Annotated in this window: 26 protein-coding genes and 1 pseudogene; 5 read left to right on the forward strand and 22 right to left on the reverse strand. The window is 51.2% G+C overall.

The genetic code is table 11. The features are described from left to right. Nucleotides 1-7 precede the first annotated feature (7 nt). Nucleotides 8-1,075 (reverse strand): pyruvate dehydrogenase (acetyl-transferring) E1 component subunit alpha, encoded by a 1,068-nt coding sequence (gene pdhA / locus QW71_RS14310; protein WP_039299153.1) that lies wholly within the window; start codon nt 1,073-1,075, stop codon nt 8-10. A gap of 266 nt (nt 1,076-1,341) precedes the next feature. On the opposite strand from pdhA, the gene QW71_RS14315 reads away from it, so the two are divergent. Beyond that, the gene (locus tag QW71_RS14315; RefSeq protein ID WP_039299156.1) at nt 1,342-2,073 is read left to right on the forward strand and encodes an esterase family protein; all 732 of its coding nucleotides are present in this window, start codon (nt 1,342-1,344) and stop codon (nt 2,071-2,073) included. A 135-nt stretch (nt 2,074-2,208) separates the two neighbouring features. Here the strand turns inward: QW71_RS14315 and QW71_RS14320 are convergent, their stop codons facing one another. Further along, nucleotides 2,209-2,682 carry a low molecular weight protein-tyrosine-phosphatase gene (locus QW71_RS14320; RefSeq protein WP_039299328.1) on the reverse strand — a complete coding sequence of 158 codons (474 nt, stop codon included), beginning with the start codon at nt 2,680-2,682 and terminating at the stop codon, nt 2,209-2,211. Between the two features lie 168 nt (nt 2,683-2,850). Between QW71_RS14320 and QW71_RS14325 the strand changes: the two genes are divergently transcribed. Together QW71_RS14325 and QW71_RS42200 are read left to right on the forward strand one after the other, a co-directional pair. Then, nucleotides 2,851-3,492, forward strand: coding sequence for a thiamine diphosphokinase (locus tag QW71_RS14325; RefSeq protein ID WP_039299159.1), 642 nt, complete (start codon nt 2,851-2,853; stop codon nt 3,490-3,492). Nucleotides 3,493-4,031: 539 nt separating this feature from the next. Next, nucleotides 4,032-4,313 (forward strand): annotated as a pseudogene (locus QW71_RS42200) (C40 family peptidase); the annotation flags it as partial. Nucleotides 4,314-4,417: 104 nt separating this feature from the next. On the opposite strand, the gene QW71_RS14335 reads toward QW71_RS42200, so the two are convergent. From QW71_RS14335 to QW71_RS14425, 19 genes are all read right to left on the reverse strand, one after another. Beyond that, complete coding sequence (locus QW71_RS14335) at nt 4,418-5,176, reverse strand: response regulator transcription factor (protein ID WP_052770033.1); 759 nt, start codon at nt 5,174-5,176, stop codon at nt 4,418-4,420. Nucleotides 5,177-5,308: 132 nt separating this feature from the next. Continuing rightward, complete coding sequence (locus tag QW71_RS14340) at nt 5,309-5,683, reverse strand: Dabb family protein (protein ID WP_306766040.1); 375 nt, start codon at nt 5,681-5,683, stop codon at nt 5,309-5,311. Then, nucleotides 5,628-6,698: a ThiF family adenylyltransferase gene (locus tag QW71_RS14345; protein WP_039299164.1), complete on the reverse strand. Its 1,071-nt coding sequence runs from the start codon at nt 6,696-6,698 to the stop codon at nt 5,628-5,630. The genes QW71_RS14340 and QW71_RS14345 overlap by 56 nt, the downstream gene beginning before the upstream one ends. 114 nt (nt 6,699-6,812) lie before the next feature. Then, nucleotides 6,813-8,369 (reverse strand): ABC-F family ATP-binding cassette domain-containing protein, encoded by a 1,557-nt coding sequence (locus QW71_RS14350; protein WP_039299166.1) that lies wholly within the window; start codon nt 8,367-8,369, stop codon nt 6,813-6,815. 145 nt (nt 8,370-8,514) lie between these two features. Then, entirely contained in the window at nt 8,515-10,044 is a 1,530-nt protein-coding gene (locus QW71_RS14355; protein ID WP_039299169.1) for a serine/threonine-protein kinase, read from the reverse strand. 116 nt (nt 10,045-10,160) lie between these two features. Next, nucleotides 10,161-11,192 (reverse strand): SAM-dependent methyltransferase, encoded by a 1,032-nt coding sequence (locus QW71_RS14360; RefSeq protein WP_039299333.1) that lies wholly within the window; start codon nt 11,190-11,192, stop codon nt 10,161-10,163. Nucleotides 11,193-11,224: 32 nt separating this feature from the next. Then, nucleotides 11,225-12,007, reverse strand: coding sequence for an ABC transporter ATP-binding protein (locus tag QW71_RS14365; protein ID WP_039299171.1), 783 nt, complete (start codon nt 12,005-12,007; stop codon nt 11,225-11,227). Beyond that, nucleotides 12,007-12,330, reverse strand: a complete 324-nt coding sequence (locus tag QW71_RS14370; RefSeq protein ID WP_039299173.1) for a thioredoxin family protein — start codon at nt 12,328-12,330, stop codon at nt 12,007-12,009. The genes QW71_RS14365 and QW71_RS14370 overlap by 1 nt, the downstream gene beginning before the upstream one ends. Beyond that, nucleotides 12,327-12,668, reverse strand: a complete 342-nt coding sequence (locus QW71_RS14375) for a cyclic-phosphate processing receiver domain-containing protein (protein WP_052770034.1) — start codon at nt 12,666-12,668, stop codon at nt 12,327-12,329. The genes QW71_RS14370 and QW71_RS14375 overlap by 4 nt, the downstream gene beginning before the upstream one ends. Next, entirely contained in the window at nt 12,668-13,525 is an 858-nt protein-coding gene (locus QW71_RS14380) for a deoxyribonuclease IV (protein ID WP_039299178.1), read from the reverse strand. The genes QW71_RS14375 and QW71_RS14380 overlap by 1 nt, the downstream gene beginning before the upstream one ends. Next, nucleotides 13,515-14,330, reverse strand: coding sequence for an Fpg/Nei family DNA glycosylase (locus QW71_RS14385; protein ID WP_039299180.1), 816 nt, complete (start codon nt 14,328-14,330; stop codon nt 13,515-13,517). Before QW71_RS14385 ends, QW71_RS14380 begins: the two co-directional genes overlap by 11 nt. A 45-nt stretch (nt 14,331-14,375) precedes the next feature. Further along, complete coding sequence (locus QW71_RS14390) at nt 14,376-15,164, reverse strand: TIGR01457 family HAD-type hydrolase (RefSeq protein WP_039299182.1); 789 nt, start codon at nt 15,162-15,164, stop codon at nt 14,376-14,378. Nucleotides 15,165-15,458: 294 nt separating this feature from the next. Then, nucleotides 15,459-16,409 (reverse strand): ribonuclease Z, encoded by a 951-nt coding sequence (gene rnz / locus QW71_RS14395; protein ID WP_039299184.1) that lies wholly within the window; start codon nt 16,407-16,409, stop codon nt 15,459-15,461. 225 nt (nt 16,410-16,634) lie between these two features. Next, the gene (metH, locus tag QW71_RS14400; RefSeq protein ID WP_373604767.1) at nt 16,635-20,012 is read right to left on the reverse strand and encodes a methionine synthase; all 3,378 of its coding nucleotides are present in this window, start codon (nt 20,010-20,012) and stop codon (nt 16,635-16,637) included. Between the two features lie 178 nt (nt 20,013-20,190). After that, nucleotides 20,191-20,613 (reverse strand): FixH family protein, encoded by a 423-nt coding sequence (locus QW71_RS14405; RefSeq protein WP_039299188.1) that lies wholly within the window; start codon nt 20,611-20,613, stop codon nt 20,191-20,193. 226 nt (nt 20,614-20,839) lie between these two features. Beyond that, nucleotides 20,840-21,625 carry an HAD family hydrolase gene (locus QW71_RS14410; RefSeq protein WP_039299191.1) on the reverse strand — a complete coding sequence of 262 codons (786 nt, stop codon included), beginning with the start codon at nt 21,623-21,625 and terminating at the stop codon, nt 20,840-20,842. Nucleotides 21,626-21,659: 34 nt separating this feature from the next. Further along, the gene (locus QW71_RS14415) at nt 21,660-22,187 is read right to left on the reverse strand and encodes a hypothetical protein (protein ID WP_039299192.1); all 528 of its coding nucleotides are present in this window, start codon (nt 22,185-22,187) and stop codon (nt 21,660-21,662) included. A 47-nt stretch (nt 22,188-22,234) separates the two neighbouring features. Then, entirely contained in the window at nt 22,235-22,444 is a 210-nt protein-coding gene (locus QW71_RS14420; protein ID WP_039299194.1) for a DUF896 domain-containing protein, read from the reverse strand. A 110-nt stretch (nt 22,445-22,554) separates the two neighbouring features. Beyond that, a complete protein-coding gene (locus tag QW71_RS14425) occupies nt 22,555-22,968 on the reverse strand; it encodes a LysM peptidoglycan-binding domain-containing protein (RefSeq protein ID WP_039299197.1) in 414 nt (137 codons plus the stop codon). Nucleotides 22,969-23,164: 196 nt separating this feature from the next. Here QW71_RS14425 and lexA point away from each other — a divergent pair, with 196 nt between their 5' ends. Beyond that, nucleotides 23,165-23,791, forward strand: a complete 627-nt coding sequence (gene lexA / locus QW71_RS14430; protein ID WP_039299199.1) for a transcriptional repressor LexA — start codon at nt 23,165-23,167, stop codon at nt 23,789-23,791. Between the two features lie 350 nt (nt 23,792-24,141). Beyond that, nucleotides 24,142-24,480, forward strand: a complete 339-nt coding sequence (locus tag QW71_RS14435; RefSeq protein WP_039299202.1) for a L,D-transpeptidase — start codon at nt 24,142-24,144, stop codon at nt 24,478-24,480. 87 nt (nt 24,481-24,567) lie between these two features. Here QW71_RS14435 and QW71_RS14440 read toward each other — a convergent pair whose 3' ends face one another. Beyond that, on the reverse strand, nt 24,568-25,128 hold the full coding sequence (locus QW71_RS14440) for a hypothetical protein (protein ID WP_039299205.1): 561 nt from the start codon (nt 25,126-25,128) through the stop codon (nt 24,568-24,570). Between the last annotated feature and the right edge of the window lie 162 nt (nt 25,129-25,290).

Consider the following 25,290-nt stretch of genomic DNA (forward strand, 5'->3'; position numbering starts at 1 on the left):
ATCCCCCTTATTCAAAATCGGCTTTTTGTTCTTCAAGATGTTTCGGAGTTACCTCGAACATGCTGTCGATCAAGCCGGGAATGGTCATTTTTTCGGTCTGTTCTGCTTTTTTAATCTGCTCGTTCACAGTTGCTTTCGCTTCTTCTCTTACGCGCAGAGTGTCTTCTTCGGTCCAAAGGCCTTTTTTCTCCAGGTACTTGGCAAGACGGGCAATCGGATCTTTCTCATTCCATTGTCCTTCTTCTTCCTTGGAGCGGTATTTACTGGCATCATCGGACAGGGAATGCGGACGGAAACGGTATGTTACGGCTTCAATCAATGTCGCGCCTTCGCCTTTACGGGCACGTTCAGCGGCCTGTTGAACAGCGGAGATTACCGCGAATACGTCCATACCATCGATCTTGATTCCGGGAATACCTGCTGCAACCGCTTTGTGGGCGATCGATTTAGCTGCCGTCTGCTTCGCGAACGGAGTTGTAATCGCATAGCCGTTGTTCTGAACAAAGAAGATGACAGGAAGTTTGAAGACACCTGCATAGTTAAGGCCTTCATAGAAGTCACCTTCGGATGAACCGCCGTCACCAGTATAAGTAATAGCTACATTAGCTTGTTTCTTCAATTTGAAGCCCATTGCAATACCGGTAGCATGCAGGATCTGTGCTCCGATAATGATCTGCGGCATAAGTACATTTACGCCTTCAGGAATCTGTCCGCCGTGCTGATGTCCGCGGGAATACAGGAAAGCCTGATATAATGGAAGTCCATGCCATACCAGCTGTGGAATATCGCGGTAGCCCGGGCAGACGAAATCTTCCTTCTGCAAAGCGAACTCGCTGCCGATCATCGTAGCTTCCTGACCGGATACCGGTGCATAGAAGCCGAGACGGCCTTGACGGCCCAGGTTGACGGCACGGTCATCCCAAGTACGGGTAAATACCATACGGTACATAATTTCTTTCAGTTGGTCATCCGTAAGATCAGGCATCATTTCCTTGTTGATAACTTCTCCATCCGGGGAAAGTACCGAAAGGGCTTCAACGTCCTCTGTATACACTTCATAAGGAACTCTAGTCATTATCTTCACCTCAATAAAAAAATTTGAATATCAGTGGTCTCTGTTATAGAATTATTATACACCTGTTGTAGCTGTTTCGTCAAAGAAATACGCATAAAATTTATGTTTCCATAAATTTTGTATGTATAACAGGCTTTTGAATATCCTATAACAGATGGAAGGATATTATTCAAGTAAATGATATATCCCACATTTGCCGCTTGGGTAATTTTAACGTAACACTTAGTCTAATGCAAAAATCCGACACGAAAGGTGACGATTGGACAATGAGCGAACCTGTTTTTCTGAAACGTACAATAGTGAAACAAACACTGTGGAGCGAGCATCTGCAGGAGGAACGCAAGCTGCGCATTTATCTTCCTCCCGGCTATAACGAGGTCCTCAGTTATCCGGTGGTCTACTGCCAGGACGGGGAAGAATTCTTCAACTTCGGCCGGATCGCTACGCTTGCCGGGCAGCTGATTCTGGAGCAGGATGTGGATCCCTTCATTATAGTGGGTGTTGAAGTGAACGTAGCTGTCCGCACCGAAGAGTACGCTCCATTTGGCAGCCGCTTCAAGCAGTACCTTGCATGCTTCGCCGAAGAGATTATTCCCTTCATTGAACATAATTATCCTGTACGGCGTACGCCGGAAGAACGAATCATCGCCGGCGATTCCCTGGGCGGCAGTGTCTCCCTGCATCTTGCCCTGGCTTATCCGGCCTTATTCAACCGTGTGCTCAGCCTCTCTGGCGCCTATTACCCCGAAACCCGCCGGCAGCTGGAACAGGAAGATGATCTCTCCTGGCTTCAGATCAATATGGTCGTCGGTCTGCAGGAGCGGGACTATAAGACTGATACCGGAATCTACGATTTCGTAGAAATGAACAGGGAAACCAAAGCGATGCTGGAGTCAAGGGGAGCCACCGTATCCTACCGTGAGAAGGACGGCCGCCATCTCTGGGGATTCTGGCAAAAAGAGCTACCGGAATCATTACTCTATTTCTTCAACCGCTGAAACAGCTTTTAAGGCCTAAAAAGTGAACATCTTCCGAACTTATGTATGTTGTGCAGGTGAGTGCGCTTTCAGTACAGGGCGGGCATACGGTGCCCGTCCTTAAATGTAAGGACGGCAACCGGTCCGGCTGCGGATCTATGCCTGCTCCAGCTTCTCGGTAATAATACGTTCCAGCAGCACTTCACAGCCGGCATTCACCAGATCATATACCTGCTCGAAATTTCCGGTAAAATACGGGTCCGGCACTTCACGAAGCTCCTCGTCCGGCAGCAGATCCATGAAGAACAACAGCTTAGAGTTCTCGCCTCCGGGGATTTTGCGAACATTGTCCCCATTGGACTTGTCCATGCAGATTATATATTGAAACTTCTCAAAATCATCGCCGCCCACCAGCCGGGCTGTCATGTGCTCATAGCTGATTCCATGCAGATCCAGAATCCCTCTTGTGCCCTCATGCGGCACCTTGCCGATATGCCAGTCTCCGGTTCCGGCTGAATCTACAGCGATTTGACTGGACAAATGCCGCTGCTCTATTTTGTGGCGCAGAACTGCTTCAGCCATCGGCGATCGGCAAATATTGCCCAGACATACGAATAACACGTTTACGATCTCTCTCACCTCCCGTGACCATTTATGCCTTCCAATCCGCGGATGAATCTTGCGGCGAAATGCATCTGACTTCATTTTAGCGTTATGGCAGCAATTGTACAACTTTTCAAACTGCATTATACTGTTCAGGGTGACTAACTTAATAGCCACAACAAGGAGGGGATCATATTGCCATCTGGGCGTGTTGTCATATTTGCAGGCGGTGAGCTATCGCCGGATTGTTTGCACCTATTAGATGAAGAGGATTTTATTATCGGAGCGGACCGGGGGGCTCTTTTCCTGATTGATCACGGATATACACCTGATATTGCCGTCGGAGATTTCGATTCTGTCTCCCCCGAAGCGCTGCTGCAGATACAGGCGGGAAGCAAGGAAACCATCAGCTGCGATCCGGTCAACAAGGACCTGACGGACAGTGAAATGGCGCTGGATCTTGCCCTGAATACTCAGCCTGAGTCCATTCTTCTTATGGGTGTAACCGGAACCCGTATGGACCATACACTGGCCAGTATCCAGATGATGACCCGGGCACTGCAGCGTCAGGTCGCCTGTTCTATTAGGGATGCGAATAACTATATTACGCTGACCGGCTCTCGTGCTGTAGTCGAGGAACGAGGGTATACTTATGTCTCTTTGCTGCCTTTGACACCGGAAGTTACGGGGATTACGCTGCAGGGTTTTCAATATCCGCTGGAGAATGCCACCCTTAAGCTGGGCCAGTCTCTGGCCGTAAGTAATGTGCTGACCGCCGCTAGCGGAACGGTTACCATTGAGAGCGGACTCCTGCTAATTATCCAGAGCAAGGACTGATTACATAGGTTTTTAGAGACATCACTGTAACCTTTGTTTCAAAAATGTAAAGCCGGGAATCTCCTTACACAGTAAGGGTTTCCCGGCTTTTTTCTCTGCCTGTTTAAGCTAAATATTAATATTTTGTAACTTTTAATGAGATTTTAATAAAACGCTTACAACGTAGTCCCAGCCTGCATTTGAAGCCTCTGCTCCATAATTTAGGAAATAGATAACCTGCTATACTACGAATCAGAGAAAGAAACTAGAAAGATAGACACAAACCTGGGAGGTATTACTACATGAACAAGCAACAATGGTTTAAGCAAGCAATTGTTATTGGAATGTGCACAACAATCGGGCTCGGCACCCTTATGGCAACCGGAGCAGGCACAGCCCCTGCTGCTGCCGCATCCGTATCCTCTTCTGCTGTCACAGCAGAATCTGTATCCGCATCTTCAACCGGCTCAAGTATTGTCAGCTTCGGCAAAAGATATCTGGGTACGCGTTACCAGTTCGGTGCATCCACTTCAACCACAAGATACTTTGACTGCTCTTCATTCACGAAATATATTTTCAAGAAATATGGCGTTAACCTGCCGCGTACTTCCGTAGCCCAATCCAAAGTCGGATCATCCGTGAGCAAGGCCAACCTGCGCGTCGGCGATTTGGTGTTCTTCTCCAGCGGAAGCCGGGCAACAGGCAAGAACGTAACGCATGTAGCAGTCTATGCAGGCAACGGTAAGATTCTCCACACCTACGGTTCACCTGGAGTAACGATTTCAGATCTGAATTCGGGCAACTGGAAAAAAACCTACCTGAAAGCACGCCGCGTACTGTAGACGCATCAGATCAGCTCTTCCATACTAAACGTGCTTCATTCACGATTTGTTGCAGTCCCTAAGCACGGTTCTCAAAAAAAGCCGGAGAGGCTGTTAATTATTCCTTAACATGTGGCACCACTCTCCGGCGCCCGCAGTACATATCCGGTTCCGCGTACCGTATGTATCAGTTTATTCCGGTAGCCCTTGTCTACCTTCATACGGATATGCCGGATGTAGACATCCACTACATTTGTGTCTGCGTGAAAATGATACCCCCATACCTGCTGTAAAATCTCGTTTCTGGGACAGATTTCACCCAGATTAACGGCAAGATAGTACAGCAGGTCGAATTCCTTGGGGGTCATCTTCAGCTCTATTCCGTCCCGGCTCACCTGCCGGCGGCTGGGATCGAGCAATAAGCCATCCACCTTAAGCAGCGAAGCCGCTCCTCTGCGGCGTCCGGTAAGCTTCAATAAATTGAGCACCCTGCATTTGAACTCACCGGTATGTACAGGCCTCGCCATATATTCATTGCTCCCTGCATCAAAAGCTGATACAGCTGCCGGACCACGCGACTCTTCATTCCCTCCGGATATCACCATTACCGGCAGAACCATCCCCTCTTCCCGCATTTCTGATACCACCCTCCAGCCTGACCAGCCTCCGGGTTCACCCAGCTCTGCGAGCAGCAGCACTGGTTCTTGACCAGACAGCAACAAGCGAAGATCCTCTACATCTTCGCTTGTTGCTGTCTTCATACCCAGCTCATGGATTGCGGCTTCAAGTTCAGCATGCCCCTCTTCCCATTTTTTGCGTTCCGCCTCAGATTCCCGCACCTCCGGCGCCGGACCGGGCGCATACCAGGCAATGATTTCATTCACAATGAAGTCCCCCACCTTCCACCGTTGCACCGGCTGTACCGGCGCAGATGAAATTTAGAGTTCCCGTAAAGCAAAGAGACCATTCCATGGAATGGTCTCTTTGTTTTACTTTGCTTAGGCTACAGATGACGATTAATTCACGAAATCAATCTCCTGGAAAGCAGCCACCTCTACCTCCCAGCGTTTTGCAACAAATGCCTGATGCTCGGGATGACTATTATAGGCATCATAAGCCGCCTGGTCTTCGAACTCCATCGAGAAGCCATACTGGAAATCACATTTCACACTGACCTGGCGCAGCACCTCGAAATTCATCACTACCGGAATGGCGCTGAGAATCTCTGCTCCGTCCTGCAGGAAGGCAGCGGTCTCCGCAGAATCCGGCGCATGCTTCAATGTAAAAATAGCCATATGCCTGATTGTTCCGTTCTTCATCCTCTTCTCCCCTTCGTTAGCCGAAATACCGGTGATAGAAGCTGCGTGCTGCAGCAATATCACTGGTTCCATGAATCAATGCCCTCCCGTCGGCAAACACAACCATACGGTAAGGCTCCTCTGTAAATGAGACCAGATACGGATTGCTCTCCACCTTGCCGGTATTCAGCCTGGAGAGACGTACAGCTGTCTCCTGCAGATTGAGGCTTCTACGCTGCGCCGGGCGGATCTGGACCGTATCCCGGCCGCAGAGCACGTCACTGCGCTCAGTATTGGATGCAGACAGATACGGATAGACCGGACGGTCACCGCAGGATGGACAGTCTACTTTTTTCGCCGCCTTGACGCCAATCTCCTGCTGTTCACTCTGCCAGACATCGAACGTCAGCAGCTTGCCGCGCAGCTTCTCTTTGTAACCGCCGAGCAGCTTCAGCGCCTCAGCCGTTCCATTCGCCGTAACCATCTGCACAGCTTGCGGCAGAATGCCGGCAGTATCACAGGTATCCCCGCCCAGCGGGATAGTACCCAGCAGACAATTCAGACAGGGAGTTTCACCCGGCAGGATGGTGTATGTAATTCCGTAGCTTCCGACACAGGCGCCATAGATCCAGGGAATGCCGTGTTTTTGCGCCAGGTCATTCATGATCAGCCGGGTGTCGAAGTTATCCGTCCCGTCCATAATCAGATCTACTCCCGGAAGCAGGCTCTCCATCTCCTCTGCACGCACATCCAGCACATGGGCTTCAAGCACGATTTCCGAGTTAATCTCCATGAGTCTGGATTTGGCCGCAGCCGCTTTGGGCATCCGCAGACGGGCATCCTCTTCCGTATACAGCTGCTGCCGCTGCAGATTGCTCCACTCTACATAATCACGGTCCACAAGGATGAGCCGCCCTACCCCGCAGCGCGCCAAAGTCTCGGCAATCCCTGTACCCAGTGCGCCCATTCCAACAATCAGCACACTGGAACGTGCCAGTCCCTGCTGCCCCGCAGCACCGAACGGACTAAAGCGGACCTGTCTTGAATACCTTCCGTCCCGTCCCGCCGCTGATGCCGGAGCCGGTTTGTCATTGTCATTAGGACCCATTCCTGAACAGCCCCCTTTATCCAATAGAAAATGTTTATTCCGTTTATCACTCTATATTATGAAAATCCGGGAAACAGCGCCTTGCAGCGCTCCTCCCCGGACGTTGTAATTCATCTATACAGTCTGAGCAGACCACTGCTCCACATTCCATACCTTCGTTACCCAATCCTCGTAGAATTCCGGTTCATGGGAGACAAGGAGAATTGTCCCTTTGTATTCCTGCAGCGCCCGTTTGAGCTCTGCCTTGGCAACAATATCAAGGTGATTCGTAGGCTCATCGAACAGAATCCAGTTGCTCTCGCGCATCAGCAGCTTACACAGACGGACTTTGGCCTGCTCGCCACCGCTCAGCATACTAAGTGGACGGGTAATATGTTCATTCTTCAGCCCGCAGCGTGCCAGATGGCCACGTACTTCATTCTGGGTGAGACTTGAAAATTCATTCCATACATCTTCAATCGGGGTAATATTCTCCGCCTTCATTTCCTGCTGGAAATACGCTGAACTCAGGTAATCCCCCAGATAGGTTTTGCCGCTGTAGGTCGGGATTACGCCTAGAATCGTTTTGAGCAGCGTAGATTTGCCGACACCATTGTACCCGACAATAGCAATCTTCTCTCCGCGTTCAATCATCATATTCAGCTTGCTTGGCAGCAGCGGACGATCATAACCGATCTCGAAGTCAACGCCTTCGAACACGGTCTTCCCGCTGGCCCGGCTCTCTTTGAACTGGAAGGTCGGCTTCATCGCCTCTTCCGGACGGTCAATCCGTTCCAGACGTCCAAGCTGCTTCTCACGGCTCTTGGCCCGGCCCGATGTGGAAGCCCGCGCTTTATTGCGCTGGATGAAGTCTTCCTGCTTTTTGATGAAATCCTGCTGCTTCTCATAGGCATCAATGTGCTGGGCTTTGTTCATCCCCGCCATTTCCAGGAATTTCTCGTAGTTTGCCGTATAGCGGGTCAGCTTTGAGAACTCCAGATGGTAGATCACATCCACGATTTTATTCATAAATTCCGTATCATGGGAGATCAGCATGAAGGCATACGGATAATTCTTCAGATAATTGGTCAGCCAGTCAATATGCTCCACATCGAGATAGTTGGTAGGCTCATCGAGCAGCAGCACATTCGGTTTCTCCAGCAGCAGCTTCGCCAGCAGAACCTTGGTCCGCTGCCCCCCGCTCAGACTGGTTACGTCCCGGTCCAGACCGATTGCCGACAGGCCGAGTCCGCCCGCCATATCCTCCACCTTCACATCAATCATATAAAAGTCGCCGATGTCCAGCTGTTCCTGAATCGTGCCCATCTGATCCAGCAGCAATTCCAGCTCTTCGGGAGTGGCGTCGCCCATTTTATCAGTGATGGCCAGCATTTCTGCCTCCAGCTCCAGCAGCGGCAGGAAGGCATCTTTAAGCACATCGCGTACCGTTTTGCCTGCCGTAAGCTGGGTGTGCTGATCGAGATAGCCGTAACGGACACGCGGAGTCCACTCTAATTTGCCGCTGTCCTTCAACAATTTACCGGTCAAAATATTCATCAGCGTCGACTTGCCCACGCCGTTAGCTCCAACAATTCCTACATGCTCTCCATCCAGCAGGCGGAAAGATACATCCTTGAACAATACCCGGTCCCCAAAGTTGTGGGAAACGTCTTCTACAGTAAGTAAACTCATAAATTCTCCGCAAGCTCCTGTCTATATTATAAATATTACGAAACGGGTTAAGCACATACATCACTCCATTCTAGCACACCTATGTCCTGCGCCGAAATAGAAAATAAGCCTAATTCCTGCAAAACACGCAGAAAAAGTAGTGATTTCAACGTTTTTTCTGAAATATTCCACCATTTTTTGCAGGAAGTCGTCTATCCGTTCCCAGTTCAAGCATCTCTCCAACCGCTTGACCCAGCTTCCCTTTGAGCTGAAAAGGGTCCTGCTGAAGCGGCAGGCTGCACACTTTGGCCTGTCCCAAAGCAGAAGCCAGAAGCGCTGCCGCTGAACCGCCGGCCAGCGGCAGACAGATCCGCCAGTCCGGCTGAGGGGTTAGCCCGCTGCGGCGCAGCCAGTGCAGCGTATCCTCCAGCCGCCAATCCGCCCCGGAGGCCACCAGCACCGGCCTGCCGCTGGCTGTGAAGGAGGCCAGGGCCCCTTCGTAACCGCCTGTCCCCAGATCCAGAACCACGAAGGAATACGTCTCACCCGTCCGCTGAGGTAGTCCGTCAGCAGGCGCAAGCTTCCAGAAATCTACGTTGTTCCAGGTAAAGGGATGCTCCGGCAGCACTCCACCATGGATGGCACTTCTTTCAGGCACTTCTGCCATTCCTTTAATACGATTAAATACTTGCGCTTCAGGAGCGCATTCCACCCAGGCGGTGTGGCCAGTCCGCGACAAATAATGACTCACAGCCAGTGAAGTATGCGTTGTCCCCAGTCCCGGAGCTACGCCCAGCACAGCCACTACTAAGGTCTGCCGGGACTGCAGCCTAACAGAAGCAGCCTGTAAATCCGGCTTAAGCTCCGGCGTTGTCAGCTCTGCGGCTTCGGCTTCAAGCGGTTCAAGCGCTGACAGCACCTCCTCGGCACTGCCGTACCGCTCCTCCGGATGATGACGCAGTAGGCGCCGGATTACCGGAATCAACCGGTCCGGAATGCTGCTGTGCAGCTTCCGTTCCATTCCCGGCTGCCAGCTGCTGAATTGTCCGCCGGAAGCCATGTACAGCAGCAGTGCACCCAGCCCGTACAGGTCAGACAGCGGACTGCTCTGTGCGCCGCCATATTGCTCCGGGGCAGCGAAGCCGGCGGTTCCCAGCTTCTCCGTGTCTTCATCCGGTCCGTTTCTCTGCTTACGCGCAATACCGAAATCAATCAGTCGCAGCTCATGATGTCCGGTCAGCATAATATTGGAGGGCTTCAGGTCACGGTAGACGATCGGCGGACGATGACTGTGCAGATATTGCAGCACCTCCAGCAGCTGCCTGGCATAGCTGATAATCCGCCCTCCTGTAAGGGCTGCCGGATGCTCAATCATGTATTGATGAAGGGTTACCCCTTCAATGTAATCCATCACCAGATAACTATAGCCGTCACGGTCCGGCGGGAAAAAATCGCCAATCCGCGGCAGCTTAGGATGATTCAGTGAAATCAGCAGCTCTGCTTCTGCCTGGATGGCTCCAATGCTATGTCCTCCCCCTTCCCGTATCACACTTTCCTTAATCGCCCATACCTTTCCCGGCAGCCGCAAATCCTCTGCCAGATATACACGGCTCATTCCTCCTGCACCGATAAGTCCGGTAATAGAGTAACGTCCTCCAAGGATTTGTCCGGTTGTCAGCTTGCCCGCTACATTCATCTTTTTTCCTCCTTATTGTCACACAAAAAAGGGAAAGCATCCGCCGTCAGCACCTAGTACCGGCATGAAGCCGGCGGTGCAGATAGCGGGATGCTTTCCCTTATCCATGAACCTAATTAATATTTAATCATATAAAGTGTAATTTCATCGCGGTTGTGGAACAGCTGCTTCGCGCGCTGAATCTGCATCCGCTCACCTTCGAACATCGCAATAATCTCTTTGATCATCGCCAGCGGCTTCTTATGCATCAGCTTCACCGTGACAATGGCTGTGCCGCCTGGACTCAGACTGTGCAGCAGTCCGGTTACCAGCTTCGCCATCAGCTTGGGACTCCAGCTCATATCGCAGACCAGCAGATCAAATTCATTCTCACGGAATTTGACCTCCCCGGCATTTTTACGCAGAATCTTGAGTCCAGGATAATTACGCAGCGATTCATGCATCAGGGCCGGATCTACAGCGGTTACCTTAAGGCCGCGTTCCAGCAGGAACGAGGTCCAGCCGCCCGGGGAAGCGCCGATATCCACCGCATTCTTGAAGCTGTAGAACGGAATGGCGAATTCCTTCTCCGCCTCCATCAGCTTGAACTTGGCCCGTGAGATCTGCCCGTCCTCCTTGCGGAAGCGGATCATCCCGCCGTTCCAGCTGGAGAGGTTCTCTTCCGGCCGGGATACACCGGCATAGAGGGCTTCTCCATCTGCATATACGGATACCACCCATGCCGGCTCCTGCACGGTGAATTCTGCACCCAGACTGTCAAGCCTTCCCTGCAGCCACTCCCGCAGCTCTCCCGGGCTGTCTTCCCAGAAGGACGTGCTGCCCTTGCGGACATGCAGCGAGACCTTCTCACCCTCCAGCTCTGTCCGCCGGCTTAAGTATACGGCCAGCCTGTCCATAGCAGACATATCGCCTGTGTCCTGGAACTGCACCGGCTGGATATGCCGCAGGAAGATCGGTAGGTTCTGTGCCAGCATCCGCGATACCTCTTCAGGCTCTGCCTCCAGCGTTGCCAGGAACACTTCACCCGGCAGCAGCAATGTACTTTTCACCGCTCCGAACAGGCGGCGCAGCTCCTCTTGTGCATAGGGAGCAAAGCCGTGATTCGCAGTACAGATGTATCTTGAAATTATTTTTTCATCAGGAGCCATGTTTGGCTCGAGGGGTTCTTGCGTAAAATCATTCAAATCGATGTGCCTCCAGGTCTTATTTTTATCCAGGGACGGCCGCTATCCCATTCAACATCAACAGGTATATCGAAAGTGTCCATCAGCATTTCCCTAGTCAGCACTTCTTCCTTGGGACCGGCTCCCGCCAGCTTCCCGTCACGGATCAGCGCTACATGGGTGAAGAGCGGTACAATCTCCTCTACATGATGCGTTACATACACTACAGCCACATTGCGCTGCTTCAGCTTGTCGATCTCGGCCAGCATCTTCTCACGCTCGTAGAGATCAAGGCCGGCGCAAGGCTCGTCCATGATCAGCAGCTTGGGCTCGGCTATCAGGCAGCGCGCCAGCATCGCTTTCTTTCGTTCCCCCTGGGACAGGGTACCAAACGGATGGTACGCCAGTTCGCTGAGATTCATATCGTCCAGCAGCTTCAGCGCCTGCTCCTGCACACTTTGCGGGATTGCCTGATAGAAGCGCAAGTAGGCATAAGCGCCAGTTGCGACGACTTCCCATACGGGATCGCTGAGAGAGAGCTTTTCCATCAGGGACGGACCAATATAGCCGATTTCCTTGCGCACCTCACGTACATCACACTGGCCGAATTTGTAGCCTAGCACTTCAACAGAACCCTTGCTTGGAAACAGGTAACCGGTCATCATTTCCAGCAAAGTGGTTTTACCGGAGCCGTTACGCCCGAGAATTACCCAGTTCTCGCCTTGCTTCATTTCCAGAGACACATCATCAAGAATCAGGCTTTGTTCCCTGCGCAGGGAAAGATGTTGTAAAGATATCATTATGAGGTCACTCTCCTTATGTAATCCAGTACCCGTTCTACCGAGCCCATTGAATAAAAGATTTCCGGTTCAGCGCGGCGGTCCGCCTTCACTACCATCAGTGCAGGCACACTGGATATACGATACGTGTTTATAAGTCCGGGCAGCATATTTACGTTGCCCTCAGCAATCAGAAGTCCGGGCGGCAGCAGATGCTGTGCAACCTCCAGCATACGCCGCGCGGCCTTGCAGGTCCCGCATAGCGGTGTATACAAGAACACTACGATAGGTTCTCCCGGTCTTCCGAGCAGCTCCATCAGCTCTTCCTGATTCATATCCTTCATCCAGCCGCACCTCCTGCAGCAATTTCCTGCAGCCTCTCCAGCCCAAGCGGGCCATTGTACAGCTGTGTGCCGGCAGGAACGGCAGGATACAAGATTTCGTACATTTCCTTACGCCCCTCAAGGCTGGAGGTGTGCAGATAGATTTCCCGCGGGAATAATCCTTCGAGCACCATCCGTTTAGCCACTTCACCCCCGCAGAAATCCTCCGGGCCCATATCATAATCAAGCGACAGAATATCAACCGGGCCGCTGCGCAGCATCAGCAGACACTCTCCGGTGGTTCTGGCCAATGCAAAACCGGAAGGCCGTCTTCTCATATCGTCCATATATATATTCATCACGATTCATCCTCCGCTTCAAACCAATGCCTGACTACAGCAATTTCCGCCCTGTGAGTGCCGTCAGACCCTTTCTCTGTTTCCATCGCTACAGCAGACACATTGCGCAGAGGAGCAGAAGTCAGCAGCTCTCTCAGCGCCTTCCCGCCAATATGGCCTTGTCCGACCCTTGCATGCCTGTCGCGTCTGGAGCCGCAGGGGAACAGGGAATCATTCAAATGAACGGCAGCAAGATGCTGCCAGTAGCCCAGTGCTGCGCCCCGCTGCAGAAACTCGTCAGTATGCTGCGGATTCCATATCCCTGATGCGAAGGCATGACAGGTATCGAAGCAGAAGCCGATCTTCTCCGGATAATGGCACAATTCACGGACTTTGACCAGTTCTTCCAGCGTCATGCCTTCTTGGCCGTGATTGCCTGCCATATTCTCAATCAGGAGCTTCGTCCGGCCTTCCCATCCGGCCAGGGTGTCATTTATACATTGTATAATATTTTGATAGCCTTGTAATGGCTCCATTCCGGCAAAATGGCCAAAATGCACCACAATGCCCAGAGATCCGCAAGCCTCTGCGATCTCCAGATCATTGCGCAGCGAAGCAGCCATAACGGCTCTGCCTGCGCGATCTGCGGCCAGATTGGTCGGATAAGGGGTATGGGCAATGGAGACCATCCCCTGTTCCCGGCAATAATCGGCACAGCTGTGCGCATCCCGGAAGTCAACCGGCTTAAGCTTCAGACTGCGCGGATTCTTCGGAAAATATTGGAAACATGACGCACCGCTCTCCCTGGCGAACCGGGCAGCCTGCCCGTATCCGCCGCGTATGCTGACATGTGCCCCTATACCGGGATTAAGCGTCATGCTGGCAATCCGGGCAATAAAACACCTTGCGTCCGGACTGCTCTGTCTTGATAATCGTTCCCCCGCCGCGCAGGCAGGGTTCGCCGCCGCGGTCGTACACTTTACAAGCATCGTTGTAAGAGCCGGTAACCGTATCTCCGGTCATGAACGGCATTTCCATATAACCGCCAATCTCGGTTGCCTCCGTCAATACCTTGCGCACACTGTCATACAGCCGGGTTACTGCCTCCGGTGACAGATTCTGAACGAGCGTAGAAGGTAGAAGTCTTGCTTCAAAGGCAATCTCGTCGGCATAACAATTGCCGATTCCGGCCATAACATGCTGGTTGACCAACAGGCTCTTCAGCGCACCGCGGCGTCCTTTGAGCAGTCCGGCGAAGCGTTCAGCCGTCATCCTCCGGTCCAGCAGCTCCGGTCCAAGCTTACCCATTGCCGCTTCGCTTTCCTTAACAGACAGGAGATGCAGATATCCCAGGCGCAGGCCCATGAAGTAGAGGATATGCTCTCCAAAAGCCAGTTCAACCTGAGTAGTCCGGTCCGGACGCTCCTCCTCTGTACCATAGAACAAAAGTCCGCCTAGCATCAGATGAAGCAGCAGTCTTCTGCCGTCATGCAGATGGAAAAGGATATGCTTGGCACGGCGCTCTACGAACACTACACGCGCACCAACCAGACCGTTCACGAAATCCGCTGTCTCCATATTGATTGTTTTTTCTCTGTTTACGGTTACCCCCGTAATTGGAACATTTATTAGATGCTGGCTCAGCAGCTTTCTGTAATTCTCCATTTCCGGCAATTCCGGCATATTGTCATCTTCCCTTCCAGGTTGGTAAAAGGCATACCTTTGTCATTATACACCGAGCAGTACCATTAGTTCAGCTAAATCAGCACAAATTTCATCCGGCTTAACTCCTGTAACAGTCTGGTAGTGCTCCAGATTATCGCGTGTGGTCAGACCCGTCAGCACCAGTATCGTGCGGCACCCTGCATTCACACCGGCAGAAATGTCTGTACGCATGTTATCTCCGACTACAACCGCCTCCTCAGGTGTGATCCCCAGCAGTGAAGTCGCGTAGGTAATCAGATGGGATTCCGGTTTGCCGATCACTACAGGTGACACTCCGCTGGCTGCTTCAATTGCAGCTCCAAGGGTTCCGGCGCCGGGCATCACCCCGTCATCGGAGGGGAGCATCAGGTCCGGGTTCGTCAGCACAAACCTGGCTCCTTCCCGGATCCAGCGCGAGGCCCGGGCCAGTGATTCATATGTAAAAGAACGGTCGATGCCCTGGACAACATATTGCGGATTCTCCGTGACCAGGATCAACCCCGCCTCGGCGCAGGCCTGCACCAGTCCCTCTTCTCCAAGTATCGCCACGGTTGCTTCCGGTGATTCCCCAGCAATGTAGCGTGCCGCAGCAAGCGATGAGGTGCAGACCTCTTCCGGATTCGCATCAATTCCCATCCCGCGCAAATGTGCAGCAACACTTGCCGCTGTGCGTGAAGAGTTATTCGTGACAAACAGGAACGGAACAGCCGCTCTACGCAGCGCCGCTATCAGCCGATCTGCATCCGGAATCATCCGGCCGCCGTGATACAAGGTTCCGTCCAGATCAATTAATAAACCACCTGTATTGTTCATAATTCCCCCTGTTTGAATCCCGTTTATTTAATTCATTGCATTAATAGTTAATGTCATAAATAATAATTAATATTTTCTAACCATTTCCCGCAATAGTGCACTGTTGTTGCGTTAAAAGCTTGAAACAGAACTTTTCCGCTACTCCGTTTCGCCAATTTCTCTACTGCTTCGTACGCTTAATGCTCTCCTATTATTTAAAATTTAACATACTTCGTCGAACGATAGCGAACCGCTGTACTGGCAGGCCTTTTTTGGCATAGCCCTGTCATTTCCTGCGCTTTCCCGGAAAATAATTCATTCCCCGGGGGCATTTCCCGTGGCTCTCCGGTGGACCGGGAAGGTGCAGAATTCCTCCGCCAGCAGTGTAGCCGGGAAGATGGCCTGCGCCTCTTCCAGGAGTGGAATCAGCTCCTCCTGTGAGCTGTACCGCGAGCTGAAGTGGGTCAGCAGCAGTTCACGCCCGCCTGCCTCACGTGCCAGGTCCGCTGCTTGCCGGGCTGTGCTGTGATGATACTGATAGGCCATATCAGCCAGGTCATGAGCAAAGGTAGCCTCATGAATGATCAGATCAGCATCCTGCGCCAGCGGCAGTGTTCCCTGGCAAGGACGGGTATCGCCCAGAATAGTAACAATGCGGCCGCGTTTCGGCGCATGAATCACATCCGCTGCCCGGATTACAGTCCCGTCTTCAGTTGTAATATCTTCGCCTCTCTTCAGCTTGCCGTACAGCGGTCCCGGCTTCAGCCCGTAACTCTTAAGCAGCTCTGCATCGAGGTTGCCCGGACTGTCTTTCTCCGTTACCCGGTACCCATAGCTGTCAATTCTATGCTCCAGCAATCCCGCCTCAACCTTAAATGTATCATCCTCAAACACCAGCCCGCCGCTGTGCTCAATAATCTCAAGCTTGTAGGGGATTCGCGACTGGCTTGCAGACAGTGAAATATCCAGATAAGCTTTGATCCCCGGAGGTCCATACACTGTAAGCGGTGATGTACCGCCCTGATAACCACGGCTCGACAGCAGCCCCGGAAGGCCGAACAAGTGGTCACCATGCAAATGGGTGATAAACAGCTTCTCCAGCTTGCCCAGCCGCAGCGGTGAACGGAGAACCTGATGCTGTGTTCCTTCTCCACAATCGAACATCCAGAACGTGCGCCGTTCTTCAAGCAGCCTGAGGGCGATTGAGGTTACATTCCGCTGCAGTGTCGGTACCCCGGCATTTGTTCCCAAGAAATATATTTCCATTATGCCCCTCCTCTCTTCTCTCGTACTTCTTACCTTATTTTTATCATGCCGGTTCTTATGAAAAGAATTCTACTCTGTTTTGGCGCTGAAAGCATCTTTCAAGCGGAATCGGCTGGATACGATACATATAAATTCTTAAATTTCCAGCAAAAAACCTCCCGGTGACGGGAGGTTCCGCTATGACGGGCACAGCCCTTCTGACAGGTGATGATCAATCAGGGCAGTTTACAGCTTCTCCACATTGAAATACTGCGCTTCAGGATGTGCAAATACCATAGCCGATACGGAAGCCTCCGGCTCCATCATGAAGCCTTCGGTAAGGTGAACTCCGATATCCTCCGGAGAAAGCAGCTTGAATAACGGCCCTTGATCCTCCAGATCCGGGCAAGCCGGGTAGCCAAAGGATACACGGATTCCCTGATAACGCGCCCCGTGTCTCTGCTTCATCGTCATATCCGCCGGGTCCGGGAAACCCCAGGTATCCCGCATCATATGATGAACACGTTCAGCCAGACCTTCTGCCACCTCCAGCGCTACTGCCTGCAGGGCATGGGAACGGAGATAATCTCCCCGGTCCTTAAGCTCCGTGGACAATTCACGTACACCATGGCCGGCGGTTACGACCAGGAACCCGACGTAATCCATAACCCCGCTGTCCACCGGCTTCAGGAAGTCGGCAAGGCAGAGATACGGCTCAACGTTCTGCCGCGGGAAGGTGAAGGTATGCAGCACATTGGCAGGGTTCTGCGGGTCATAGATCAGGATATCATTCCCGCTCGACTGGGCCGGGAAGAACTGATACATGGCATGTGGAACAATGGTACCTTCCAGCATCGCCTGATGCAGAATATCGTCTACGGTTTCTTTCAATTCCACTGTACGCGCATCTCCCGCTGCCAGCTGCGCTTCCACGGAACCACGCAGCCCCAGATGATGACCAAGCAGCATCTGCATGTTCACATAAGGAATAATATGTCCGAGCGGATAATTGCGCAGGACATGACGTTCCAGATCCGGCGGAGTAAACACAGGGGCGTCCGCAGAAATCTTGGAGCGGACGGCACGCGTCAGCTCGGGAAGCGGCTGCTGCGGAGCCACAGCTACGGCAGCCTCTGCCTCTTGGCGTACCTCTTCCTCAATCTTGCCCCGCTCCAGCGGATTCATCAGCCGGTTGGCGATATCCAGACCGTCCATGGCATCCTTGGCATATAATACCAGACCGTCATATTCAGGCCGGATACGGGTTTTGGTGAACTTGCGGGTTAATGCCGCACCGCCGACCATAATCGGCACGTCGATGCCGGCAGCGCGCAGATCCTGCGCCGTCAGTACCATCTGCTGCGCCGACTTCACCAGGAGGCCGGATAATCCGATGGCGTCTGCTTTTTCCTTACGGAAGGCTTCAATTATATTCTCTGGCGGAACCTTTATCCCCAGATTGACGATCTCGTAACCATTATTGGAGAGGATGATCTCCACAAGGTTTTTGCCGATATCATGCACATCGCCCTTAACGGTTGCGAGCATAATTCTTCCTTTAACCGAGGTCTCATCCTTCTTCATAAACTGCTCCAGATGACCGACTGAGGCTTTCATTACTTCAGCGCTTTGCAGCACTTCAGCAACAATCAATTCATTGTTATTGAACAATCTGCCGACTTCCGACATCCCCGCCATCAGCGGACCATTAATAATCTCAAGCGGACCGGATAACTTCAAGGCTTCGTCCAGGTCAGGAATGAGCCCTTCCTTGGTTCCCTCAACGACATACGAAGCGAGACGTTCTTCCAGCGAGAGATTGGAGATCTTCTCTTTCTTCTCGACCTTCTTCTCCCGGAAAGCCGCTACGAACGCAGACAAAGTATCGTCATTCGTATTATAAATCAGCTGTTCGGCAAGCTTGCGTTCTTCTTCCGGAATGGAGGCATAACGCTCCACCTTTTCGGTATTCACAATTGCATAATCCAGCCCGGCTTTGGTGCACTCATAGAGAAACACAGAGTTTAGCACTTCACGGCCCGCTTCCGGCAGTCCAAAAGATACATTGCTAATGCCCAGAATTGTATGAACGGAAGGCAAAGCTTCCTTGATCAGGCGGATACCGTCAATCGTCTCTTTCGCAGAACCGATATATTGTTCGTCCCCTGTTCCGACAGGGAATACAAGGGTATCAAAGATCAGATCTTCAGCGGCCAGCCCATATTTGTTCACCAGCAGATCGTATGAACGTCTGGCAACCTCCAGCTTGTCCTTAGCCAGGATCGCCTGCCCGGTTTCATCAATTGTGCCCACAACGATCGCAGCACCGTATTTATGAATCAGCGGAGTCACGAGCTCGAATTTCTCTTCACCATCTTCAAGGTTAATGGAGTTAATAATCGCCTTCCCTTGGCAATATTGTAAGGCCAGATCAATAACCTTCGGATCGGTGGTATCGATCATTAGCGGGACTTTGACCTTCTTCACTACCAGCTCGAGGAAACGTTTGATATCCTCCGTCTCATCACGGTCAGGGTCCTGCACGCAGACGTCAATGACCTGCGCTCCGCTCTTCACCTGTGCGCGGGCAATTTCTGAAGCTTCCTCATACTTGCCTTCGACAATCAGCCGTTTGAACTTCCGCGATCCCAGCACGTTGGTCCGTTCACCGACCATGTAAGGACGGTTATCACTCTCAATGTACACAGGCTCTATGCCGGAGAGCGCCGGCGGATGAATGCCATCCAGCCCGCGCGGCGGAAATGCCGACAGGGTTTCGGCCATCGCCCGGATATGATCCGGGGTTGTGCCGCAGCAGCCGCCGGCAATATTCAGCCAGCCCTTCTCGGCGAAGCCGGCCAGCTTGCGGGCAAGTGAATCCGGAGATTCATGGTAGTTGCCGTTCTCGTCCGGAAGCCCGGCATTCGGATAGCAGCTAACCGCTGCTGAAGAAATAGCAGACAACGAACGGATATGATCGCGCATGAATTCCGGTCCGGTCGCACAGTTTAATCCGACAGAGATCGGCTTAAGATGCTCCAGTGAAATGTAGAAGGCCTCGATGTTCTGTCCGGCAAGCGTAGTTCCCATAGGTTCAATGGTACCCGAGATCATCACCGGCAGTGTAATTCCGCTTTTCTCGAAGGCATTGTGGATACCTATACTTCCAGCCTTCACATTCAGTGTGTCCTGGGAAGTCTCCAGCAGCAGGGCGTCTACCTTACCGTCGATCAACGCGACCGCCTGCTCCTCATAGCTGTCCACGAGCTCCTGGAACGTTACTCCTCCAGTTACGGAGAGCGTCTTCGTTGTCGGTCCCATTGCTCCTATAACGTACCTTGGGCGCTCAGGTGTATCGTATTTATCTGCAGCATTTCGCGCAAGTCTGGCAGCCTCCAGGTTAATCTCCCGGGCCCGCTGCGGGATATCATATTCTGCAAGCACCACAGAGGTGGCGCCGAATGTGTTGGTCTCAATCAGATCCGCACCGGCTTCCAGGTATTTCTCATGAATATCCTGAATCACCTCCGGCCGGGTAAGCACCAGCATTTCATTACAGCCATCCAGCTCATCCCCGCCGAAATCCTCGCCGGTAAGCGGCACCTGTTGAATCATTGTGCCCATGGCTCCGTCTAGTATCAATATGCGTTGCTGCAAGCTTTCTGCAAGTGTGAATTTGGCCACTTTCAATCCCCCCAGTAAAACATTAGAGTAAGTTTAGCAGAATAAAGGGAATTCGGAAAGCCTTCCTTTCCACCCTGCATTATTTGTATTGACAGTATAGCTACAGCTTACAAGCTCATCATGGCTGTACCGTGAGTTCTTTAGACGGCATAGAGTGCTGCGTCCGGGCAGTCACATGGGAAGTGACCGTATAGCTGCCGGCTTGCTCAAATGTACGTTCACTTACATAAGCTCCCTCTCCGTCACTTGCCCCTTTCAGCTGAGTGCTCTTGCCTGGCTCTGTATTATCTACAATTTCGAAGATCACTTCTTTGGCGTCCTCTACAACTTCACCGTCCTGACTAATGACAGCTTTAAAAACCACCTTGTCGTTAACGGATATTTCTTCCGGACTCCAGCTTAGCTCCACCTTGATTGGCACCATTGAGGAATCAGCAGCTGCATGCATATACATATCCTCTTCATTATTCCCTGAACAGCCGACAAGCGTCATACCCATGACAATGCAAATGAGACCTCTAAGTATCTTTGGCTTAATCATCTGGAGCCCTCCCGGTTCATCGATAGATTCATCTTCATGTTAACAACGAAAGTCAGATCGCTTTCTTCCTTATTATACACATTTTATTCAACTTGTCGGAAATAAGCTTCGTTAACCGCCCTATCACATGAGAATAGTCATATACATGAACAACATCCATCCAGATTCCTGCAGGTAAATCAAAAAAGCCAATATCCTATAAGGATACCGGCTTCATCTAATTCAGTTATAGGGAGTGCACCAATGGCAGAAGCTCCGAAAGATGGCTGATCTGATAATCTGGAGTAATGTCCGGGTCAGGAGTCTTGGCCGTCCGGTTGATCCAGACCGTCGTTAGACCTGCAGCCAATCCTCCGAGAATATCAGTCGTAAGCTTATCTCCGACCATGATCCCCTGCTCAGGCGTAATATCCAGCAGTCCGAGGGCATGCTCGAAGATTGTCTTGTCCGGTTTCCCTTTACCGAAGCTTCCAGAAATGACAATATGGTCAAAATACGGAATAAGCTCAGGTACACCATCAAGCTTCTCCTGCTGGAGTGCAGGACAGCCATTCGTCAACAGCAGCAGCTTCACCTTGCCGCGCAGCTCATCCAGCACCTGAAGCGTCTCTTCATATATATAAGGACGGCTGCGGCGCTCAGCGGCGAACTTGGCAGCGAGACGTGCCGCCAGCGCTTCATCGTCCACTCCAAGAGAGGCAAGTCCGCGGCGCCAGGATTCGGTGCGGTAGGCCGGAGCAAGCTGTTCCAGCTGCCGGAATTCCGGCTGGTCTCCAGCTGTGAAGTTAGCCCATAGTGCCTCAAAAGGATTAATCCCGATCAGCTTCGTGAACGGAAAAGTCTCGTAAGACTCATAAAGCGCACGCGCTTCTCTGCGCACCGCCTGCTCAAGCTCCTGCGGATCAACAGAATCCCCTGCAGACTCAGAGGCGTAGCGGAATGCTTCTTCCACACTTCGATCATCCCATAGCAGTGTATCGTCAAGGTCAAATAGTACGGCGGTAATCGGCATTTCGTTCTCCCACTCCCTATGCTGGTCTATCTTACTATTCGTGCACTACTTCAATGTTGTTGTTCTTGCCGAATTGTTCCAGGCGTGCAGCCATAGCGGCGGTGTCATACCGGTTAATCAGCTTGGAGAAAATCCACTGCTTGCGCTTGCCTTTATACTTAATGGTAACTACACTGCGCGACAAGGTAATCTTCTCAATTTCAGCTGCTGGCAAAAAGCGTTCACGGTTGTATTTAATAGTAGACAGACGGGCGCGTTCCACCTTAAGGAACGGACGGCGGAAGAATAACAGCGCGGCAAGCAGGAAGTACAGTACTACCCCCAGCCAGTTGGCCAGTATTCCGCTTCCTTTCGCTTCATCAATGGAACCGACTACCCAGAACATAATGCCAAGCAGCAGTAACACGACAGGGAATACAATATTCCGGCCTTTGAAAATATCGACGCTCTTTGCAGCAGCTTTAGAGCTCGCCCCATAGATCGTCTCTTTTCCCTGCTTCTTTCTTTGCTGATTGATTTGCTTGGTGTTGCGTTGAACCATTCTTTCCCAAGAACGGGCCATGTTAGTTCCCCCTAGTCATCCTGTATTATCTATGAAAAGGCCGCAGACTAAGCTTTACGTCCGTTGTTGCCTTCTTCATGCTCCGGATTATCCACAATCTCAATGGTATCAAGCTGGGCCCGGAAATTGCTGCGGATATTGCCCAGATAAATCTCGCGTAGTTTGGCACGTTCTGCCATTTCTTCCTCATTCAGGCCGCCATTCTTATGTTTGCGTGCCAATTCATTGATGCGTGCGACCAATTCGTCAATATTCAATACTTTCCCCTCCCCTATAAATTCATTCTAACTTTGCCATGAGAAAAAGAGCTTGTCAAGGTCTACCCCCTGAAAGCTCTCTTAGTCAAACACCAGTATGCTTCTTTCGGTTAATATACCGGCACGGTCAGTATATCTCCTGCCTTAATTCCACTGTCCTTCAGACCATTTGATTTCTTGATCCCTTCTATATATACAGCAGTCCTCATGTCATCCGGTTTATTCTTGAGGGCAATGCTCCATAAGGTGTCTCCGCGTTCAACTACGATCCGTTTCACAGGCTTCATTAAAGAGACAGAACCAGCGAACACATTACCGACTACTGTAAATCCGGAAATCGTGAGTAATAATATTAAAGAAATCTTGATGAAGCTGACCTGGCGGAATATTGAGGTAAGTACAGACAGCAGGCGAAGGGTCTTGTCTCTGAAATGTGCCAATGGATTATGGGGTAATGGATTACCGGGAGCGGACACCTTGATATCCTCATTGTAGATACTATTGTAGGTACTGTATTTTAACATAAATATCGTCCTCCAAACACTTGTTCTCACTTTCGAAAATAATATAACACGAACATGTGTTTTGATCAATAGTTTTTTCGAACAACTGTTCCCTTTATTTTTCAGGCTATAATTCTCACAATTTAGAACTTATGTTTGTACGAACGGCAGTTCTATGTTATAATTTTCCCAAACATAGTATATGGGGTTGATTCCGATGTCAAAGATTTCGAGTCGCCAGCTGGCGATCCTGGAATTTATACGTAACGAAGTCCGCAGCAAGGGTTATCCTCCGTCCGTTCGGGAAATTGGCGAAGCTGTTGGCCTGGCCTCCAGTTCTACAGTGCACGGTCATCTGGACCGGCTTGAGAAGAAAGGCCTGATCCGGCGCGATCCTACGAAGCCGCGTGCAATTGAACTGCTCGGCCAGGAAGATTCAGAGAATGTACATCAATTCGTCCAGACGGTTACCCGTATCCCTGTAATTGGTAAGGTTACTGCTGGTGTTCCTATTACTGCTACAGAGAATATTGAGGATTACTTCCCGCTTCCTACTCATTACGTAGGGGATAACAAGGTATTCATGCTTTCTGTACTCGGCGACAGCATGGTTGATGCCGGTATTATGAACGGAGATTATGTTATTGTCCGCCAACAGCAAACCGCTGACAATGGTGACATCGTTGTTGCGATGACCGAAGAAGATGAAGCAACCGTTAAGACCTTTTACAAAGAACGTGATCATATCCGGCTGCAGCCGGAGAACCCGGCTTACGAGCCTCTCCGCCTTAACCGCGTTACTATTTTGGGCAGAGTCATTGGATTATTCCGCGATATCCATTAATCTTTCTCCTCCATAATCAGGCTGCTCCGCATCACGCGAAGCAGCCTTTTTCCTTTTTAGATCCTGTTACGCTTGCCAAAAATGCCAAAAAACCGACATAGGAACATTTGTTCCCATGTCGGTTTTTTGGCATTTTTTACTCCGAACCGCTTTAGCTATCCGCACATATCCTGTTACAAAGGAGTGCTGATCCCATGCCCCCTTTTTCCTTTTTAGATCCTGTTACGCTTGCCAAAAATGCCAAAAAACCGACATAGGAACATTTGTTCCCATGTCGGTTTTTTGGCATTTTTTACTCCGAACCGCTTTAGCTATCCGCACATATCCTGTTACAAAGGAGTGCTGATCCCATGCCCAACTATCGAATTATTGTCGACCTTTCACAGCGCATGCTTTATCTGCTTGATAATGACACCGTAACCAGAGGATTTCCTGTCGGCATTGGCCGGATGCTGACCGTCTCGCCGGTAGGCGAGTACACGATCATTAACAAGCAACCCAACCCGGGCGGACCGTTCGGAGCCTTCTGGATGGGCCTGTCCAAGCCGCATTATGGAATTCACGGAACGAATGACCCTTCCTCCATTGGCCACATGGTCTCCCACGGCTGTATCCGCATGTATAACCAGGACGTGGTCGCGTTGGCTGCCATCATTCCCATTGGCACCCGTGTAACCATCAGGGAGTAGCCGCAAACATGCAGCCGCCTATAAATTCCTATAGTTGAACACAAGAACCCCTTTGACGAGTTTTCGCCAAAGGGGTTCTTCACAGCATTATTGCATAGTTTGCTCATAACCAAGCTCGTCCAGAATACTTTCAGCGAGACTCCACTGTTCCGCAGGTGAGTCTTTGCTTTTTTTGGCGTAGACCAATGCACTCTTGGTAACTTTCTCGATCAGCCTGCGTCCCTGCTCTTTCGTGATGGACACTTCCATCCCGGAGCGGCCCACCACCTCAGACAGACAGAAGAACGCAATCCGCATCGCGTAATTGTCTCTGCTGAGGAAATAGAACAAATGAGGCACGTTCTTGAGCAGACGGTCAACCCAGTTCGTAATCTCCCGAACCTGATAGACTTCCCGGCGATCCTGCTCATAACCATTGAATATAATTATGATTTTGCCCCGTATCCGCTTCTTCTCATATTTCTTAAATTCACGCAAATAGCTCTCCAGCCGCCCCTTCTCCACATCTTCTCTGGAGACATTCAGCACGGTGGTTCCGGCTGCAACCAATTCAGAATTTTCTGCCATAGCCTCAGCATCTGCGTTAACAGACGGTGTACTATCCTGTAATTCCGGCAACCCCAAACGCTGGCGTAATTGATCGTCCATTTTTCACACCCTCCTTTACCAAGCTCTTGTGCAGCTTGTTCACCATGTTATCCTGATATGTAACGTTCTTCAAACCTGATACTCTTCATCGATCAATTATACTCCGAGCCTCCCACAGTCTCAATCGCACGCCAAAAAGACATCCGCAAGGATGTCTTTGAG

The organism is Paenibacillus sp. IHB B 3415, from assembly GCF_000802655.2.
Lineage (GTDB): Bacteria > Bacillota > Bacilli > Paenibacillales > Paenibacillaceae > Paenibacillus_AQ > Paenibacillus_AQ phytohabitans.

Excerpts from the sequence above, each read along its gene's own strand:
- pdhA (WP_039299153.1), bottom strand. The coding sequence starts at position 1,075 with ATGACTAGAGTTCCTTATGAAGTGTATACAGAGGACGTTGAAGCCCTT.
- QW71_RS14315 (WP_039299156.1), top strand. The coding sequence starts at position 1,342 with ATGAGCGAACCTGTTTTTCTGAAACGTACAATAGTGAAACAAACACTG.
- QW71_RS14340 (WP_306766040.1), bottom strand. The coding sequence starts at position 5,683 with ATGGAACCAGTGATATTGCTGCAGCACGCAGCTTCTATCACCGGTATT.
- QW71_RS14345 (WP_039299164.1), bottom strand. The coding sequence starts at position 6,698 with ATGGGTCCTAATGACAATGACAAACCGGCTCCGGCATCAGCGGCGGGA.
- QW71_RS14350 (WP_039299166.1), bottom strand. The coding sequence starts at position 8,369 with ATGAGTTTACTTACTGTAGAAGACGTTTCCCACAACTTTGGGGACCGG.
- QW71_RS14355 (WP_039299169.1), bottom strand. The coding sequence starts at position 10,044 with ATGAATGTAGCGGGCAAGCTGACAACCGGACAAATCCTTGGAGGACGT.
- QW71_RS14360 (WP_039299333.1), bottom strand. The coding sequence starts at position 11,192 with ATGGCTCCTGATGAAAAAATAATTTCAAGATACATCTGTACTGCGAAT.
- QW71_RS14365 (WP_039299171.1), bottom strand. The coding sequence starts at position 12,007 with ATGATATCTTTACAACATCTTTCCCTGCGCAGGGAACAAAGCCTGATT.
- QW71_RS14370 (WP_039299173.1), bottom strand. The coding sequence starts at position 12,330 with ATGAAGGATATGAATCAGGAAGAGCTGATGGAGCTGCTCGGAAGACCG.
- QW71_RS14375 (WP_052770034.1), bottom strand. The coding sequence starts at position 12,668 with ATGAATATATATATGGACGATATGAGAAGACGGCCTTCCGGTTTTGCA.
- QW71_RS14380 (WP_039299178.1), bottom strand. The coding sequence starts at position 13,525 with ATGACGCTTAATCCCGGTATAGGGGCACATGTCAGCATACGCGGCGGA.
- QW71_RS14385 (WP_039299180.1), bottom strand. The coding sequence starts at position 14,330 with ATGCCGGAATTGCCGGAAATGGAGAATTACAGAAAGCTGCTGAGCCAG.
- QW71_RS14390 (WP_039299182.1), bottom strand. The coding sequence starts at position 15,164 with ATGAACAATACAGGTGGTTTATTAATTGATCTGGACGGAACCTTGTAT.
- rnz (WP_039299184.1), bottom strand. The coding sequence starts at position 16,409 with ATGGAAATATATTTCTTGGGAACAAATGCCGGGGTACCGACACTGCAG.
- metH (WP_373604767.1), bottom strand. The coding sequence starts at position 20,012 with ATGGGCACAATGATTCAACAGGTGCCGCTTACCGGCGAGGATTTCGGC.
- QW71_RS14405 (WP_039299188.1), bottom strand. The coding sequence starts at position 20,613 with ATGATTAAGCCAAAGATACTTAGAGGTCTCATTTGCATTGTCATGGGT.
- QW71_RS14410 (WP_039299191.1), bottom strand. The coding sequence starts at position 21,625 with ATGCCGATTACCGCCGTACTATTTGACCTTGACGATACACTGCTATGG.
- QW71_RS14415 (WP_039299192.1), bottom strand. The coding sequence starts at position 22,187 with ATGGCCCGTTCTTGGGAAAGAATGGTTCAACGCAACACCAAGCAAATC.
- QW71_RS14425 (WP_039299197.1), bottom strand. The coding sequence starts at position 22,968 with ATGTTAAAATACAGTACCTACAATAGTATCTACAATGAGGATATCAAG.
- lexA (WP_039299199.1), top strand. The coding sequence starts at position 23,165 with ATGTCAAAGATTTCGAGTCGCCAGCTGGCGATCCTGGAATTTATACGT.
- QW71_RS14435 (WP_039299202.1), top strand. The coding sequence starts at position 24,142 with ATGCCCAACTATCGAATTATTGTCGACCTTTCACAGCGCATGCTTTAT.
- QW71_RS14440 (WP_039299205.1), bottom strand. The coding sequence starts at position 25,128 with ATGGACGATCAATTACGCCAGCGTTTGGGGTTGCCGGAATTACAGGAT.